The following is a 17,413-nucleotide window of genomic DNA, read 5'->3' on the forward strand; positions in this document are numbered from 1 at the left end:
AAATTCCTTGTAATCATTGACGCTATAAGCAGTATTAGCTTGAATGTTTTATTAACATCATCCGATGAAATTTAATGCGAATTCACTCCCTAATGACCCTGAACAATTTAAGTAAATACTGCTTGAATTACAGCAACGTCTGGACTATGAGTTAGCGCAGAAAGACAATGAATTGGCAAATAAAGATGTCGCTTATCAACAATTGCTTGCGCGCTATAATCTCAAGCTTGCCAACAAATACGGTAAAAAGTCAGAGAAAATGCTTGGTGCTAATGAAGTATTCAGTGAAGTAGAATTAGTGCTTGATGAACACGACAAAAATTTTCTGGCCGTTCGTCACGCTGAGGCGTGTCGATGTGATTGTAGATATCAATGAAAGCGATAAAGTCTTTGATTGCTACCAAAGCCCGTTGCATAAAGTGGGGGAAGCAGAAGTGAAACCTTATAATTTGTACTGCTCATATTAAAGTCATTAAAACCATCCGTCCTAAATATACTTGTCGCCAATGTGAACGTAACGGCATTGAAAGTGTAGTAAAAACCGTATTAATGCCAGCAAAACCGAGACCAAAATGTATTGCAACGCCAAGCTTACTCAGCCTAATCATCTCGTGTAAATACCAGTTCGGCTTACCGTCATACCGCCAAAAAACGATGTTTAGCGATATTATATTCGAATTAAGTCGTCAAATCATGTCGAGTTGGATGATGCGCAGTACTCAATTACTTGAGCCGCTTTATATATGCTTGAAAGAGAGTTTATTGGCAGAGCCAGCCATCTTTGCAGATGAAACGCCCTTGAAAGTCATCAAGGTAGAAAAAACGACCAGTTATGTGTGGGTGTATTGTTGTGGCAGTGATAGGTTAAGTGAAAAAACCAATGCTTTTTTATACGATTATCACAACAGTCGCGCGGCACAATGCGCGATTGACTTTGTTGATGGCTATCAAGGTTATCTACATGTTGACGGCTATAAAGCTTTTGAGCTTACAGAGGCCAAGTTAGTCGTCTGCCTTGCACATATTCGTCGTAAGTTTGTTGATGCGAAAATGATACAAGCCAAATCGAGAACGGGTAAAGTTGATTTAGCCTTGAATTTAATAGGTAAGCTTTATGGGGTAGAGGCGAATTAAAGAAAAGTCGATAGAAGATAAGTTCGACATTCGGCAGTCACACGCTAAGCCAATCGTAAATGAACTCCATCACTGACTGATGAAGCAGAAAGATAAAATCCCGCCCAAAAGCAAATTGGGTGAGGTTATAAATTACAGCCTTTATCAGTTTGATAAATTCCAGTGCTACCTTGCAGGTTATCTATTGATAACAATAGAGCCAAACGCGCAAAAACCGTTTGTTATCGGCAGTGTTGAGCATTGAAATTTTAAACATAGCATTTTCAAATGCCATTTACTTTCCATATTGTGGCAAATCTTCTCAGCTGGCATTCTCTTATGATTTTTACCTATATATAACAATGGCTTAGTATTGTAAAGTTTAAACTGTGCTGCTGAGCCATAACCATTGGCGTAGATTAAAGCGAAGAAACGTCTGTGCCCTGTTAAGATCTGATACTGACATCATTAATAGGGTAGGTGCCTGAATTAATTCTGAAACTGAAATATAATTATCTAGTTCCATAATCGACTCTATACTCTAATTGGCTTTCGCCACTCAAATGAACCGTATTTTAAATAATTAATCATTCACGATTGACCTATAAGTACATGATCTTCAAGGACCAATTGCTGTTTAGTTACTCTTCTATTAACTAACAGTTTTGCACCATTATTTTCAATAAAAATAGCAGGCATAAAACTGGTGTTTGTGCTACGAGGAAGGACCGAACTTAAAAATATAGATTGATAAGAGAACGAGTCACTATGCAAGTTTTCTTTATTATTAATACTGCTGAGAATTAGCTGTTAATGCTCTAGGACACTCATTGACAAAATTTAGAAGTTAAAACATACAAGTATAATACATGACAAGTTAAGTATTGCGCTGATATGACTAGATTAATTTTTATAGATATTGTCATTAGGAAAAAAAGTATTGTTTTTTAATATGTTATTGTTTATTGTCAAATACTTCATCATGTAAATGGAATTTATTATGGTTAAAATATAGAAATCATAATGTGAGCGTTTTCAAAAGGCTATCGGTTAGGTCATTCTGATAATAAAGAAGGTATTCATATTGATTTCTATGAGGCCGAAAAATATTTTTAAGTGAGTTAAGTGAATACCATATTCTAAAAAACAACAAAATGTGTATTGTTGTATAAATGGCATCATTTAACCTTGAGAACTCCAAATATAATATGTGAGATGAATACTACATGGAAGATGTTATTGGATACTCAGTTAAGACCAATAATGCGCTCTATATTGTGAAAAATTAGTTTCGATAATCTGGTTTTTTATAAGTTAGGCTACTTTCGAGCAATGTCTTTTATAGGGATTAGAAAGCCTTTTCTGGAATAGTCGCTTAACACGGCTATAAGTCTAAATTTTAAAGTTAAACAGTTTTATTAAAATTTAAATAACACATATTGAAAAATTACTTTCAAAGAAGATCATAATGAATAATAAATGGTTTGTTATACCAAAACCCAATATCAATGCAGATTTGAAACTTATATGCTTTCCTTATGCAGGTGGCAGTGCTTCAACTTTTCTCCCTTGGGTAAAGAATCTGCCAAATAATGTTGAGCTCATTATAATCCAAGCCCCTGGGCGAGGTTCTAGGATGGGCGAGCAGACATATTCTGATATGCAGGCCTTAATCGGAGATTTGATTAAAATCATCCCTAGTGTATTAAATAAACCCTATATTTTATTTGGTCATAGTTTAGGAAGTCGAATTGCCTTTGAGCTTATGGACAATCTAAAAAGGTTAAATCATGCATTGCCGCTACATTTTATCGCATCAGGTAGTAGGGGACCGCATCATAAATGTATGAAAGAGCCAATATATGATTTACCCCAGGATGAATTCATCGAAGAATTAAAAAATTTAAATGGTACCCCTAAAGCCGTACTTGAAAATAAAGAACTTATGGAGCTATTCTTACCTTTACTCAAAGCTGATTTTGAAATAGCAGACAGATATTGTTACACAGGAAAAGAGCACTTTGACTGTCTTCTTTCTGTTTTTGGCGGCGAAGACGATGTTGATATCTGCTTGTCTAAACTAAATAGTTGGGGAGATTTTTTTGAAACTGACGCAAATATACATTTATTTCCTGAAAATCATTTTTTTATTGATAGTCAAAGTAAGCTAGTACAACAAAAAGTTAATGACATTATTAAAGATTGTTTAACTAAATTAACATTACAGCCCATAGTGTCAAACGCATAGGTAGCAGTCGATTCAAGTTATTTATTAACGTTTGGTAATAGTACACAAAATGTTAATTATAAAGCAGGAGTGCAAAAACTGAATATTGTAAATATCTATGTACCTGCGGTATATAACACTCAGTTTTTAAACGAGTTTAATTTATTTATACCGGGAGCTGAGCATTTAACATTAACCTCATATCACTACAATGTTGTAAATTACAACAGGAGTTTATTTGACCAGTTTAAGATTTATTTTCCGGAAGAAATTAAATCTTCGGTGATAAAACGTCAGGCGGAGTACCTTGCTGGGCGTTATGCTGCACGTTGTGCTTTACACGATTTAGGTTTTGAAGTAAAAAATATTACCACCGGAAAACATAGAAGCCCAGTTTGGCCTACAGGGATCTCAGCTTCAATCACACATACTGATAGTATAGCTATATGTGCTGCCAGCTATAAATATGATTGTGAATATTTAGGAATAGATCTTGAAAAACGACTCAATTTAAAATGTATTACTGATATTAAAAGCAGTATTATTAATTTACAGGAGGAAAATTTATTATTCCAAACTGAGTTAAGCTTTGAAGACGCGTTTACACTTACTTTTTCAGCTAAAGAAAGTTTATTTAAAGCGTTATATCCTCGTGTGGGTAGATATTTTGATTTTTCTGCAGCTCAAATTATTGATATTTGTTGCAGTACAAATAAATTCACCATGATTTTACTAGAAGATCTCACACAGGAAGTTATAGCAGGTAAAAAATTTACTGGTTATTTCAGTTTTGATGAAACTTATGTTTTTACTCTTATATCGCAGTCCTCCTAGCACCGTTACAACTATATCTGGTATTAAATCTTTTTTTCAATAAAATAGGCTGACTTTTTATTGTCAATTAACATATTGAAAACCTTATATAACTTAATTTGATTCGTTAGTATCATCTTTTTCAGCAAATTTTTCTAATCGTTATACTATTACACAGGTCATTTTTTAGTTTAATCTAAAATAAATTAAGCCCTAACTTCGAGTTTTATTCCGCTTTATTATGCAAAATGTCTGGATTATGTTGTCCTTACTGCATTGGCTAAGCAATCACTATGTATGTGACAGTTCATATAATCTTTGGTCAGATGCCCCCCTTTGGCTATGGATGTATTGTACATTTAATAGTGAACGTTCTTTTACTGAGATCAGACTTTTCTCCTCTTGTTATACCTGCCACACGTAGGCTAGATTACATCAACACTCAGCGATAAATATGAAGCTCCCTGAGCTGGAAAGCCATTGTATCAAGTTGAAAACGAGCTCAAAGCTTTCATCTGTTTTTGTAAAAAATACTACCAAGATACGATAAACCTTATCGAGGGTATTAAGTAATATAAACTAAAGCTATAAAATGAAAATAGTTTAATAATAAGAAAAACTTTTGAATATTTTGGTTGCTAATTCAGATGTAAGCTATTGATATCAAATGACTGGTACTGCTACTATTTTAAAGCTAATAGAACATGGTTTTGTTTGTAAGCTTTTGTATTTATGGTGAATGCATTGTTTTAGTGAGCATTCTTGAGGGGCTGGTGACTTAGGTCGTGGTGGTTCAAGTCCCCCCAACCGCACCACTAAAATTATACAAAGAAGTCCAGTAATGACCGGCTAGCCCTTTAATATCAAGGTCTTCCGGTTTTTTTATGTCCAGAGCTATCCAACTAAACCCGGTTAAATCCACGATTTTATGTAACACATGATGTAACACAAGTATCAACCTAGAGTAGACCGTGTTACATAAATACTATAACTTGATGATATTCAATGTGAATACTAAAAATACTGGTATTACATGGCTAAAATAACCAAACCTCATGGCTCCAAGTTTTGGCTCTTTACCTATTTAAGACCTATCTCCAAAAAACGAGCGAATCTCAGTTTAGGTAAATATCCTGCGTTATCTTTAGCTGATGCTAGAAGGTTACGTGAAGAGGCTCGTTCATTATTAGCTAATGACATAGATCCCAAAGAAGAAAAAGATAAGCAGCAAAGAGAAAAGCTATTAGCTATAAACTCAACGTTGAGAGTAGTTGTTGCACAATGGTTTGCTATTAAAAAACGAAGATAGGTGAAGTAACCGCTACTAGCATTATTCGTAATTTTGAAAACCATATATTTCCCAAGTTATCGAACAAGCCTATCGATCAAATTAATGCGCCTGAAACTATTGCAGTATTAAGGCCACTAGCCGCTAAAGGCAGTTTATAAACAACGAATAAGATAATAGGTCATTTGAATGAAGTGATAACTCATGCGGTTAATACTGGCACTATTCATTATAACCCTTTAACTAGTATTAAAGCGGCTTTTGAAACACCTAAGTCACAAGACATGCTTACCTTAAAACCAGAAGAGCTACCTGAGCTTATGAATGCTTTATTCTATGCAAGTATTAAAGTAACCACACGTTGTCTAATAAAATGGCAGCTATATACTATGGTGCGACTAAGTGAGGCCGCTTCCGCGAAGTGGGATGAAATAGACTTCGAAAATAAGATATGGGTAATTGATGGTCGATAAAACTTATATCTTTAATCTGATATGCCACTCAATTGTTCGACTTTCAAATACCCATTAAACCTCCAAATTAATACACTTAATCTGAATAATGCATTATGGTTCTAAATGTTTCGGGAAGTATCTAAAAATCGTTGTTTAGGGGGTCTGATGGAGAAGGACTTAGTTACCTGTTTATATTATTACGAATTCTAATTTGTACGTAAAGCGGAATAAGCTCCGTCAAAATATCAAATGTTAACTTTCTGACCATACAGCAGACATAAAATTTAATCATTCTATGGCAGAAAGAGGCACAAAGCGTATATGGACTCCACGTATTTTACAATTAACAATTTCACATTAAACAGATTAAGATGCGGTCGTATATACGGCTTTTGTTGAGAGAGCTACCCTCTAGCCTATGATGTTTGCGCACCTATTATCCTTTTCGCCATAACAGTCTTGATGACTTTCGCTAAGGTCAGGTTTTTAATAGGTTGGTCTTACCGTTTATGCTTTATCATTATTGTAAAAATTCTGCTTGTTGTTATTACTCGTGTTTCTATATTGCTAATCATGGCCTTTGTTCATATTTATTTTCATGCCGTAACATTGCCCATGCGGTTCTAACCGTTTTATTGGCTAACGCAATACAGGATCGTTTAATACCCGCTCGCTGAACTAACTTTATCAGCCATGCTTGTTTTGCTGTTTTAGGCTCATCCGGTAAGTTGCAGATATAAGAAAGCGCACCTTGGTACAAGGCTGACCTCAGCTCTTTAATTCCACCAGCTCTATCAATGCCAGTCATGAACACTTTACCTCCTGAGCTATGTTGTTTAGGTGTTAGCCCAACAAATGCTGATGCCTCCCGGCCATTTTTGAATTGCTTTCCATCACCTATTGATGAATACAACAAGCCAGCACACACTTCTGCTACTCCTTCTAAATCCATTAGCTTTTTGCACGGTTGCAATTGACGAATAAGTGCGTTTTTTGTTTTTATTAGTTGAGCTAACTCTTTTCTTAAATGTAAATAGGTTAACCAGAGTTGATTAACAGTTGAGCGTAAACATTCTGGAATTGAATTCGCGTCATTGAGTGTATCCTGGATGACTGTCGTTAATGCTTTAACGCCTCTAGCACTCACAATGCCGTACTCGTAAAGCATGGCTCGTAGGTGGTTACTTAAAGAAGTAATACTACGAGATAAATGAAAGCGACTTGTTTCTAATGTTTGTATCGTTTGTTGTTGTTCAGTTTTGGGTTTACTAGATTTCAGCCCTATTTGTAACGACGCATTGGCAATGGCCAGCGCATCATTGGCATCTGTTTTATGTCCTTGGAGAAAGCCTTTTACTTTTTTAGGGCTAATGATCCGAACGTCATGATCAAAGCTCTGAGCATATCTGCCCCAATAATGACTGCTCCCACAACCTTCAATAGCCACAACAGCTGGTTTGGCTTTTGCCAATAGCTCTTTAAGTTTTTGGCGGGTAACGGCTTTGTTGCTAACTAACTCACCATGTTTGCTAATATCACAAACCTGAATAATATTCTTAGCTAAATCAATTCCAAAGATAGTAGAGTTCAACATAATATGGTCTCCTTAATAGTTTCTGTAACTCTAGACTAGTTGCTAGGGTTGTGGAGTCCATACATCGTCATAGAGTATATAATAAATGGAAAAGCACCTAAGCTGTTAGCGGGATATGGGTTTGAAAAGATGACATTGTCAATGGATAGGCAGAGTTTAATTGTTGGCGCTTTCCAAATAGCCTATATATCGCTTTAAATGATTAATGTTGATAGTATGAGAGGAAAGTCACGTACCTTCTAACCTCTCTTTTACTTCTTTTGTTGAAAATTGATATTCAAACATAATGAATGTTTTTACAAGCTAATATGCAATGGCTATAAATATATTCCAGTTTTAATTAGACCTTTTTGTTTTCTATGGCGTACATGCGCCATAGCTTTATAAATCAGTCAATAAAAGGTAAAAACTTATTTAGCTGAATTTGTTAAGATTAATAGAGGTTGTAAAAATAAGGTTCATCAATATTAACTGTGATGAACCTTGCCAATATTACTCCATTTCTTCTAAACGCACTCCGCGAGTTTCTTTAATATATTTAATCACAAAGAAAATACTGATAAATGCAGATATTGTATACAAACCATAAGCACCAGCTAAACCAATTGAGCCTAATATAATAGGGAAGGTCATCGTAATAGCAAAGTTAGCTATCCATTGAGCGCTAGCCGCTATTGCTAAAGCAGCACCACGTATGCGGTTATTAAACATTTCACCTAATAATACCCAAACAACAGGTCCCCAACTCAAACCAAAAAATACAACAAATAAGTTAGCCATAATTAAAGCGAAAGTTCCCATCGTTTCAGATAACGCTATTTTTCCTACTTCATCAAAACCAGCGGTACCAAAAATAAAACTCAGTACGCCTAAGCTAATAAACATACCAACACTTCCAACTAACAATAGAGGTTTACGGCCCACTTTATCGATTAAGGCAATAGCAATAAATGTTGATACAATATTGGTTGTTCCGGTTAATACATTGATTAATAAAGATTGTGATTCGTCAAACCCTGCCGCTTGCCAAAGTTCTGCGCCATAATAAAAAACAACGTTAATACCAACAAATTGTTGAAATACAGATAGGGCAATACCTACCCAAATTATAGGGTGTATTTGCTTTTTCCCTTCAATGAATAAATCTAAAATATTAGATCTCTTATTACCATGTAATGATTTTTTTACTTCATCAATAAGTTCGTTTTCAATACCTACTGAAATCTTTTTAAATACACCACGTGCTTTTTCTATATTGCCTTTTGCTACTAGAAAACGCGGCGATTCTGGAATAAATAACACTCCAATTAAAAATAATGTTGCAGGGATTAATTCAACCCAAAACATCCAGCGCCATGCTGACATGTCGAGTAAAAATGAATTTTCAGCGCTACCTGCTGATGAAGCGATGATATAATTGCTTAGAAATGCAGCAAATAAACCTAGCACTATCGCGAGTTGTTGCAGCGTCGCTAGTCGACCTCGTATTGCAGCGGGGGCAACTTCTGCGATATATGCAGGCGCTAGAACTGATGCAGCGCCAATCCCTAAACCACCAATTAACCGGTAAAAAATAAACTCGACAGAAGAGTCTGATATACCTGAGCCAAAAGCACTTATAGCAAATATGAGCGCTGTAATAATCATGATGGGTTTACGTCCAAAATGGTTAGAAATGGGGCCTGCCATCAAGGCGCCAACGGCACAACCTAATAAAACAGAGGCCACGTTAAATCCTGTGGCAACATCATTTGATTGAAAAGCATTACCTAATGCGGTGACTGTGCCATTAATGACCCCTGAATCGAAACCAAAAAGAAATCCTCCTAAAGCAGCGACAGAAGAAATAAATAATACATATAAAACAGAGGTATTGGCCTCTTCTATTTTTTCTGAGGGGATATTTAAATCAGCTAAATGCGTTTTTTCGGTCATACTGTTTCCTTTTTAGTTTTTGTTATTAGTTTTATTAAAGCGGCTAAAATAAAAAAACCATTACTTAATGTAATGGTAAATCGAAAGAACCGACTTAAGGGAAGAACTCCAAGGCTTAATATGAGTAATCAAGTCTCTAAAATTAGTGATGAAAATATTAGCCCGCATATTTTAAAATAATTTTATTAGGTGCAACTTTTTGATAGCTGATATTAAAGTTTCTACTGAGCACATCAAGTAGGCCTGTGACATCACCGGTTTTAAACAGTCCAGCTACTTGTATCTTTTGAAGACTTTCATCGTCGGCCAATTCAAACTTTATATCGGTATAACGACTGATCTCTGCCATTGCTTGGGCAAGAGACTCACCACGGAATATCAAGTTACCCTGACGCCAACTTAAGCTAGCAGCGATTTCAATAGGACCTACTTTTGTTATTTTTTCTTGAATTTTTCCTGAAGTGTCTAAATCTACTTTTTCACCTTTAGAAATGGCCATAGAATTTTGTGGCAATCTTTTTGCCATTTGTTCTATTTCATCGCTAGCTTTGTTGTCTTTTTGAGCAACCAATACTTTACCGTCGGTTACAATAAGTTCGACTAAATCACTTCGTACTTCAACATTAAAAGCAGTACCAACTGCTTGAATTATTTTACCACCTGCAATGACGCTTAATGGACGCGATGTATCATGTGCCACTTTAATGTGAATTTCTCCGCGTTGTAACTCTATTATTCGAGAGTTTTGAGTGTATTTAACTTGAACAAAGCTATTGGTGTTAAGGACTATTTTAGTGTTGTCAGGTAAGTTAATGGTATTGCTTTCACCCACATTAGTTTGATAGCTGGCTTGCATTGCTATTATAGAAGATGTGCTTTGATCAAACGGAAGATAGTTGCTACCACTTTGATAGAGTATAAATGCGAGTGCAACGATAAATGACGCAGCAAGAGAGGTAACGGTAAGCCTTGTTTTATGTTGCTTAACATCTGTTTGAGGAAAAAGTTCAGATAAACGACCTAAATCATCCATTTTGTCCCACATTTGAGCCACTTCAAATAAAACTTCAACATTCAAAGTATCAATAGATAACCATGTCGAAAGTTGCTTTTTCTCTACATCTGTTAAGTTGCGGTCTAACTTCGCGATCCAATCACTTGCTTCATTTAAACGAAGTTCTTCTGTTAGCTCTGCTGATTTTTGTTCTGTCGATTTTTGATTGATTTGATGAATATTACTCATGAGTGCCTCCTGCAATATTAGGAGACAAGCTAGAAGAGGGAGAATTTACTTGTTTATTAATATTGCGCATAAAAAGCGTACTACGCTTCATGCCTGTTGATATATGTTTTTCCACGGTACTTTCACTAAGGTTTAATTGAGCAGCGATCTCGCGCTGCGAATATCCATAAACTTTCTTTAACACAAAAACTTTGCGGCATTGTGTCGGTAATTGTCTTACGGCTTCACAAAAATACGAAAATTCATTGCTCGTTAATGTATTTTCATACATTTCATCAGAATCACTTGATAATAAATACTCCAAAGTCTGAATATCATCAACACGGTCAACAAGTTTAACATTGGCTTGTTTTAGATAATCTAGTGCTAAGTTTCGTGCTGTTCTATACATAAAAGACTTAGGTGAAGTAATATGTTCTTTATTTTCAATTTGGCAGATACGGACATAAGTTTCTTGAACAATATCTTCAATTTCATCAGGGGGAACAATTCGAGATACCACACGAGAAATACTTTTTCTCGAGGCTAAATATATTTTATAAAATAAAGTATCGTTCGACATTGGGTTCACTTTTACTTATTGTTTTAATTTTTTTATCATCTTGTTATCTAAAAGCTCGATATATAGCGATTAAATTACCCGCGTTACAGTTAAGACGATTAACTTAAATAAATCCGCCATATAATTATTAATAATAATTATGGATAAATATCTTACGCTTAAATGACCTCTCAACAAAGTCATTATGGTAGATAATGTAGGACACAAGTATAATTAATTTTTTATGCATTATGCTTCATAATCTTTTATTGAATCTGCTTCATAGGTTGTAATTCATCGTAGAGTTGAATATGGTCGATCTGGCGGAAAAATAAAATATAAATAATAACTCAAAAGCTATCTGATGATTCCTTGTTGTATTCACTTTAATTTCATAAAGTTAACTTGAATTTATTTAGATTTATCCTTCGTTTTTTGCCAATAAAATTAACAATAAAAATTATAACAAGGCTTAATTTAAAAGTAATGATGAGTTTTTTTTTAAAAAAAATATTAAATCGTATTTATAAATTTTTATGGAAGAAAAAAAGTGATTTGTCATCTTTTTTTTATGTATGGCGAAAAGTTGTGCATCTCGAATCTAGAAATATTCAAATACACTTCTTCTGTATTATTATGCTTTTTAGTTTACCTAGCTGGGTTTATGCAAAAGATGAATTAGAAAAAATCGCTTTCAATATTCCTCGACAAAGAGCCGATTTATCGCTAATAAATTTTGCAGAACAGGCAGATATAACGTTACTTTTTCCATTAAATAAAATTGAAAATAAACAAACAAACCGAGTATCAGGTAATTACTCTGTGATGGATGCACTCAATAAATTACTCAAAGATACCGGTCTTACAACAGATATTAGCGAGAGTGGCCAGTTATCTATATTAATTGATCCTAGCTTTGAGAGAAAAACTTACCTATCACAAAATAACGAAAATAAAGTTACTAACAAGACATTAACTGCTTTAAGTCCTATTTCAACGACGCCCTTAATGGTCGAGATAGAAATAATAGAGGTGAGTGGTCTCCGGGATGCGTTAGGTCGTGCTATGGATGAAAAACATGAAGCATTAGGAGTGGTTGACTCCATTTCTGCCCAAAATATTGGTAAATTCCCTGATACCAATTTAGCTGAATCACTACAGCGTATTACAGGGGTATCAATTGACCGTTCAAGTGGTGAAGGGCAGTTAATTACGGTACGTGGTTTCGGTCCGCAATTTAATACTGTTTTGGTTAATGGTCGTCAAATGGCGTCAGAAACCCAAAGCCGTGCCTTTAGTTTTGATACGATAGCCTCTGATTTAGTCAAAAGTTTAGATGTATATAAAACCTCTACCGCTATTATGCAATCAGGTGGTATTGGCGCAACCGTTAATGTTAGCACTGCACGTCCATTTGCTATTAATGGCTTTAAAATGTCAGGAAGTGTTAAAGGTATTTACGACGAAAATAGTGAAAAAACCACACCAGAAATTTCAGGCTTGATCAGTAATACGTTTGATGATGATACTTATGGTGTTTTATTCGCTATATCATATCAAGAGCGTGAAACACGTTTAAACCAAGCTCAAATGGATGGTTGGCTCGAAAATGTGGGAGTGCCTAATCCACAAACTGAAAGTGGCACTGCGTATAGTGGTAATATTTTCTCTCCGCGTAACTATGATCATAAAGTTACCAGAGAAGAACGTACACGTACCAATGCTAATTTAGTCTTACAATATGCGCCTAAGGACAACTTAATTATTACGGCTGATGTATTGTATTCTGACTTTGATGTTAAAACGGATACTACCTCATATGGTCATTGGTTTACCTCACCAAATATTGAAGGTTTTGGCAGCGATACCACTGCAACAGTTGATGCTAATGGTACCGTAATCGATTTATACCAAGAAGTTGGTTTAGCTACCGATATGCACGCTAAGAAATTTGACCGTTTAACTGAGTCGAGCTCTTTGGGATTAAACTTTGATTGGGATGTTAGAGAAAATCTTAATATGAAATTTGACCTTAGTAATTCTCGTGCAGAACGCGACGCAAACAAGGGCCGTGGTAATCAATTATCACTTATTGGTTATGCCAACCGCGTACGCTTTCAAATTGATGACAATATTCTGCCATATGCTAGTGATTTTTCAAGTGCAAACGAAAATATTTATAGCGGTCAACAAGAGTTAGACGGTAAGGCCTATGATCCAAGCGTTACACCTGCGGGAGTATCTGACTACCTAGACTCTGCGAATAGCCGAGCTCATGTCATGTTACGTCGAGGTTGGGCGGTTGAAGACCGTATTGACCAAATTAGATGGAACAGTACATGGATTGATGATAGTGATACAGGCCTATCGGCGATTAAATTTGGTGCTATGTATTCATCTGAAACCAAGAGTCTTGACCGTTGGGATAATGAAGGTGCAGGTATTCACTGTGTTTTTTGTGGTTACTCCGACGCACCTGATATCGACGTATTTTCTCAATATGTATTTAATGCAGGCAGTGACTTTTTAAGTGATGTTAGCGGAAGTGGTCGTATGCCTACTTCATGGTTAGCACATGATGGCGAAGCTAATTTTTCTTACCTAGAGCAATATTCAGCGGTTAATGGAAACCAAATTAGTTTTGATGCCGAAAAACGAAATAAATCATTTGAAATTACGGAACAAACCCTTTCACTTTATGTTGAACTTGACTTTGAAGGAGAACTCGCCGAAATGCCTTTATCAGTTACCGCAGGCTTTAGGTATGAATCAACTAACGTTGATGTTGATGGTACTGATGAATCGGTTACTGAACTAGTTATACTTGATAAAACTGAAATGTTAGCGACATACGGTACTGCAGAATCAATTACAAAAAGCTCAGATTACGATGTCATATTACCAAACTTGAGCGTTAAGTTAGAAATTAACGATGATTTAGTCGCTCGTTTTGCCTCGTCTCAAACAATCACTCGTCCAACGTTAGAAAGTATGTCTCCTGTTACCGTTATTGGCACTACTCGCCAAGGGGGTAACTTAACATCGAGTTCAGGTAATCCAGAATTAGAGCCATTTACTTCTGATAATATCGACTTTTCTTTAGAATGGTATTACGCCGATACGAGTTATATATCAGCGGGTTATTTCAGAAAATATGTTACAAACTTTATTATTAACTCAACAGAAGACATCATATTTTCAACTGAAAATGGTAGCTTATTAACGGATCCTTCAACAGGTAGTAATGTTGATTATCCTGACACTGAAGATGAAACGGCAGTTTTCACAAATACGTTACTTAATAACAGTGAGTCAGCGACTGTTGATGGCTGGGAAGTTGCCCTACAACATACATTTGGTGATACGGGTTTTGGTTTTATAGCTAATACAACATTAGTTAATAGTGATGCTGAACTTCATCCTGCTGATATTACTGAAGTATTTGCATTAACAGGCTTAAGTGACTCATATAACCTTGTTGCATTTTACGAAAATAACCGTTTTCAGGCGCGTATTGCCTATAACTGGCGCGACACTTTTGTTCAATCATTAACTCAGTCAAATGGTGATGGGGTCACAATTGTTGAAGACTATGCGCAAGTTGACGCGAGTGGGAGTTATGATATTTCTGAAAACATTACCGTTTTCTTTGAAGGGATTAACTTAACTGAAGAATACGTTCATAAACGTGGTCGTTTCGCTAATCAATTATTATTGATTGAAGATAGTGGACGTCGATTTGCCTTTGGTGTACGTGGTAATTATTAACCCTGAATAGTGTAAAGTACAAAAGTATGCATATTTTTTCTCGAGGTAAAGCCGCTTATAACTTGTTTTTTATGAAAGTATATTATTTCACATCATCGATTCTAATTTCTTATTGTAGGCAAATTTAATATGAGTAACCCAATAAAAACCGTCGTTATTGTCGGTGGTGGTATTGCCGGGTGGTTAACTGCAGGTAGATTAGCAGCAAAGCATAAAGGACAATCTGTAAATGGTTTAAATGTGGTTTTGGTTGAATCTCCTCATATTCCTATAGTGGGTGTGGGTGAAGGTACTTGGCCGACGATGAGAAGTACGTTATTAGCATTGGGTATTAGTGAAACTGATTTTATTCGTGAATGTGATGCAAGTTTCAAACAAGGCGCTAAATTTGCCAAGTGGGTTGATGGCAAAGACGATGACTTTTATTATCATCCACTTGTGATACCCCAAGGCTTTGGTAAAGGTGATATAGCCGGACATTGGTTAGCTAAACAACACAATGCTGACACATCGTCTTTTTCCAATGATGTCTGTTATCAAGAAGCATTGTGCGAACAAGGCTTGGCCCCTAAAACCATTAGAACACCTGAATATGCTGATGTTGCCAATTATGCTTACCATTTAGACTCTGGAAAATTTGCGCTGTTTTTACAGAAACATTGCACCAACACTTTAGGGGTAAAGTATGTTTTAGATGATGTAACTTCTATTAATACACTGGAAAACGGTGATATAGCATCCGTTTTAACGTCAGAGCATGGTGAAGTAGCAGGTGATTTGTTTGTTGATTGTACTGGTTTTTCATCATTGTTATTAGGTAAGCATTACCAAGTTCCCTTTAAAAGTTGTAGTGACGTTTTGTTTATTGATACTGCACTAGCAGTTCATGTGCCTTATGAAAATGAGAATGATGAGATCGCTTCACATACCTTATCAACTGGGCAAGAAGCAGGGTGGATATGGGATATAGGACTGCAACATCGCCGAGGTGTTGGTTATGTTTATTCAAGTAAGCATTCTAGCGAAGAACAAGCGAAAGCAGTACTTGCTCGTTATGTAGGTGATACGTTTGATTCATTAACTGTGCGTAAAATTCCTATTGTTAGTGGTTATCGAGAAAAATTTTGGCAAAATAATTGTGTTGCTGTTGGTCTGTCAGCTGGATTTTTGGAGCCTTTAGAGGCGTCAGCTTTGGTCTTGGTCGAATTGTCAGCACAAATGATCAGTGAACAATTACCACAATCACGTGACATTATGGATATTGTCGCTAAACGTTTTAATGAAACGTTTCTTTATCGATGGGAAAAAATCATCGACTTTCTTAAGTTACATTACATTTTAAGTAAAAGAACGGACAATACTTTCTGGACGGATAATCGTGATCCTAAATCTATTCCTGAAAGTTTAAAAGAAGCGATGGCCCTTTGGCAATATAGAGCACCCGCTGATCACGACTTTACCAGCCGGAATGAAGTTTTTCCTGCGGCAAGTTATCAGTATATTTTATATGGCATGGGTTTTAAAAGCGACTATAGCCAACATGTTTATGCCCTCGATGATATTAGCTTTGCTCAGTACCATTTTGCGCAAAATAAAAAACTTATTGATAAAGCTGTTTCCTCATTACCGAAAAACCGTGAATTGATTAATAAAGTTATTGAATTTGGTTTTAACCGAATTTAATAAAATGAGTATAAAGAGAAATAATAAATGGCTAATTTAGTCGCAGTAGATAATAAAAATCATATAAACACTAAAGTTAATCTCAAAAAAGTTGAACAATACGGTGCTAATTTGCATCTTATTCCCGTTGTTTTATCAGAATTTATACATTTAGCAGTGCAATACCCCATTGTCATAACCAAAAATGGTAATACAGGGCAGTTTGTTTTTTCTACGATGTTAGGGTTTGAAAAAAATGAAAACTTGTTTTGGAAAAATGAACAGTGGCAAGGCCTATATGTTCCGCTACAAATAAGGAGACAACCTTTTTTTGTTGAAGCGAAGGGTGGGAATAAAAATAACGAACTCGCTGTTTGTTTGAATACGAATAGTCCTGCACTATTAGATAATATAGGGGAAGGGTTGTTTGATGAGAAAGGTAATGAATCGAAATACTTTCAAGAAGTAAAAGCAAGCCTAGCGCAATTACTGATGGGTGAAAAAGAAAATAAGATATTATTGGATCAGCTGACGTCAATGGCATTAATTCAGTCAATGTCATTAGAAATAAGCTTTGTTAATAAAGGTACTCTTCAATTAACGGGTTTATATACCATTGACCAAGAGAAATTAGCTTCACTGAATAATGAACAGGTATGCTCTCTACATAAGACTGGCTTATTGCCAGCGATATATACAATGATCACATCATTAGGGCAAATTCAGGCGCTAATTAATTTAAAAAACAAGCGTCTAACTAAATAACTACGGGAA

The 17,413-nt window shown here is 35.6% G+C and carries 14 protein-coding genes; 10 read left to right on the forward strand and 4 right to left on the reverse strand.

Annotated features, from left to right (window positions below):
• Positions 1-172 precede the first annotated feature (172 nt).
• The 7 genes from H4J52_RS13650 to H4J52_RS13675 all read left to right on the forward strand — a co-directional run bounded on the left by H4J52_RS13650 (position 173) and on the right by H4J52_RS13675 (position 5,914).
• A complete protein-coding gene (locus H4J52_RS13650; protein ID WP_182224930.1) occupies positions 173-376 on the forward strand; it encodes a hypothetical protein in 204 nt (67 codons plus the stop codon).
• A gap of 104 nt (positions 377-480) precedes the next feature.
• Entirely contained in the window at positions 481-1,134 is a 654-nt protein-coding gene (gene tnpC, locus H4J52_RS13655) for an IS66 family transposase (RefSeq protein WP_310649986.1), read from the forward strand.
• Positions 1,135-2,581: 1,447 nt separating this feature from the next.
• The gene (locus tag H4J52_RS13660) at positions 2,582-3,361 is read left to right on the forward strand and encodes a thioesterase II family protein (RefSeq protein ID WP_182223781.1); all 780 of its coding nucleotides are present in this window, start codon (positions 2,582-2,584) and stop codon (positions 3,359-3,361) included.
• Between the two features lie 69 nt (positions 3,362-3,430).
• Positions 3,431-4,174, forward strand: coding sequence for a 4'-phosphopantetheinyl transferase superfamily protein (locus H4J52_RS13665; RefSeq protein ID WP_182223780.1), 744 nt, complete (start codon positions 3,431-3,433; stop codon positions 4,172-4,174).
• A gap of 1,012 nt (positions 4,175-5,186) precedes the next feature.
• Entirely contained in the window at positions 5,187-5,462 is a 276-nt protein-coding gene (locus H4J52_RS13670; RefSeq protein WP_182224932.1) for an integrase arm-type DNA-binding domain-containing protein, read from the forward strand.
• A 44-nt stretch (positions 5,463-5,506) separates the two neighbouring features.
• A complete protein-coding gene (locus H4J52_RS20535) occupies positions 5,507-5,602 on the forward strand; it encodes a hypothetical protein (RefSeq protein ID WP_404851986.1) in 96 nt (31 codons plus the stop codon).
• Positions 5,603-5,635: 33 nt separating this feature from the next.
• Positions 5,636-5,914 (forward strand): tyrosine-type recombinase/integrase, encoded by a 279-nt coding sequence (locus tag H4J52_RS13675; RefSeq protein ID WP_310649692.1) that lies wholly within the window; start codon positions 5,636-5,638, stop codon positions 5,912-5,914.
• A 553-nt stretch (positions 5,915-6,467) separates the two neighbouring features.
• On the opposite strand, the gene H4J52_RS13680 is transcribed toward H4J52_RS13675, so the two are convergent.
• The 4 genes from H4J52_RS13680 to H4J52_RS13695 all read right to left on the reverse strand — a co-directional run bounded on the left by H4J52_RS13680 (position 6,468) and on the right by H4J52_RS13695 (position 11,230).
• Positions 6,468-7,490 (reverse strand): IS110 family transposase, encoded by a 1,023-nt coding sequence (locus H4J52_RS13680; protein WP_182224934.1) that lies wholly within the window; start codon positions 7,488-7,490, stop codon positions 6,468-6,470.
• 492 nt (positions 7,491-7,982) lie between these two features.
• Positions 7,983-9,425: a sugar porter family MFS transporter gene (locus H4J52_RS13685; protein ID WP_182181324.1), complete on the reverse strand. Its 1,443-nt coding sequence runs from the start codon at positions 9,423-9,425 to the stop codon at positions 7,983-7,985.
• Positions 9,426-9,582: 157 nt separating this feature from the next.
• A complete protein-coding gene (locus H4J52_RS13690) occupies positions 9,583-10,668 on the reverse strand; it encodes a FecR family protein (protein ID WP_182224936.1) in 1,086 nt (361 codons plus the stop codon).
• Complete coding sequence (locus H4J52_RS13695; RefSeq protein ID WP_182224938.1) at positions 10,661-11,230, reverse strand: RNA polymerase sigma factor; 570 nt, start codon at positions 11,228-11,230, stop codon at positions 10,661-10,663. Before H4J52_RS13695 ends, H4J52_RS13690 begins: the two co-directional genes overlap by 8 nt.
• A 465-nt stretch (positions 11,231-11,695) precedes the next feature.
• Between H4J52_RS13695 and H4J52_RS13700 the strand changes: the two genes are divergently transcribed.
• The 3 genes from H4J52_RS13700 (at position 11,696) to H4J52_RS13710 (ending at position 17,404) form a co-directional block, all read left to right on the forward strand.
• Positions 11,696-14,977: a TonB-dependent receptor gene (locus H4J52_RS13700; RefSeq protein WP_404851857.1), complete on the forward strand. Its 3,282-nt coding sequence runs from the start codon at positions 11,696-11,698 to the stop codon at positions 14,975-14,977.
• A 129-nt stretch (positions 14,978-15,106) separates the two neighbouring features.
• Positions 15,107-16,660: a tryptophan halogenase family protein gene (locus tag H4J52_RS13705; RefSeq protein ID WP_182224940.1), complete on the forward strand. Its 1,554-nt coding sequence runs from the start codon at positions 15,107-15,109 to the stop codon at positions 16,658-16,660.
• 27 nt (positions 16,661-16,687) lie between these two features.
• Entirely contained in the window at positions 16,688-17,404 is a 717-nt protein-coding gene (locus H4J52_RS13710; protein WP_182181320.1) for a SapC family protein, read from the forward strand.
• Positions 17,405-17,413 lie beyond the last annotated feature (9 nt).

Source organism: Colwellia sp. MB02u-14 (assembly GCF_014076915.1).
Taxonomy (GTDB): Bacteria; Pseudomonadota; Gammaproteobacteria; order Enterobacterales; family Alteromonadaceae; genus Colwellia_A.

Bases quoted from the DNA above. Each gene is read 5' to 3' on its own strand.
- H4J52_RS13705 (WP_182224940.1), top strand. From the start codon at position 15,107: ATGAGTAACCCAATAAAAACCGTCGTTATTGTCGGTGGTGGTATTGCC.
- H4J52_RS13660 (WP_182223781.1), top strand. From the start codon at position 2,582: ATGAATAATAAATGGTTTGTTATACCAAAACCCAATATCAATGCAGAT.
- H4J52_RS13680 (WP_182224934.1), bottom strand. From the start codon at position 7,490: ATGTTGAACTCTACTATCTTTGGAATTGATTTAGCTAAGAATATTATT.
- H4J52_RS13710 (WP_182181320.1), top strand. From the start codon at position 16,688: ATGGCTAATTTAGTCGCAGTAGATAATAAAAATCATATAAACACTAAA.
- H4J52_RS13700 (WP_404851857.1), top strand. From the start codon at position 11,696: ATGATGAGTTTTTTTTTAAAAAAAATATTAAATCGTATTTATAAATTT.
- H4J52_RS13685 (WP_182181324.1), bottom strand. From the start codon at position 9,425: ATGACCGAAAAAACGCATTTAGCTGATTTAAATATCCCCTCAGAAAAA.
- H4J52_RS13690 (WP_182224936.1), bottom strand. From the start codon at position 10,668: ATGAGTAATATTCATCAAATCAATCAAAAATCGACAGAACAAAAATCA.
- H4J52_RS13670 (WP_182224932.1), top strand. From the start codon at position 5,187: ATGGCTAAAATAACCAAACCTCATGGCTCCAAGTTTTGGCTCTTTACC.
- H4J52_RS13695 (WP_182224938.1), bottom strand. From the start codon at position 11,230: ATGTCGAACGATACTTTATTTTATAAAATATATTTAGCCTCGAGAAAA.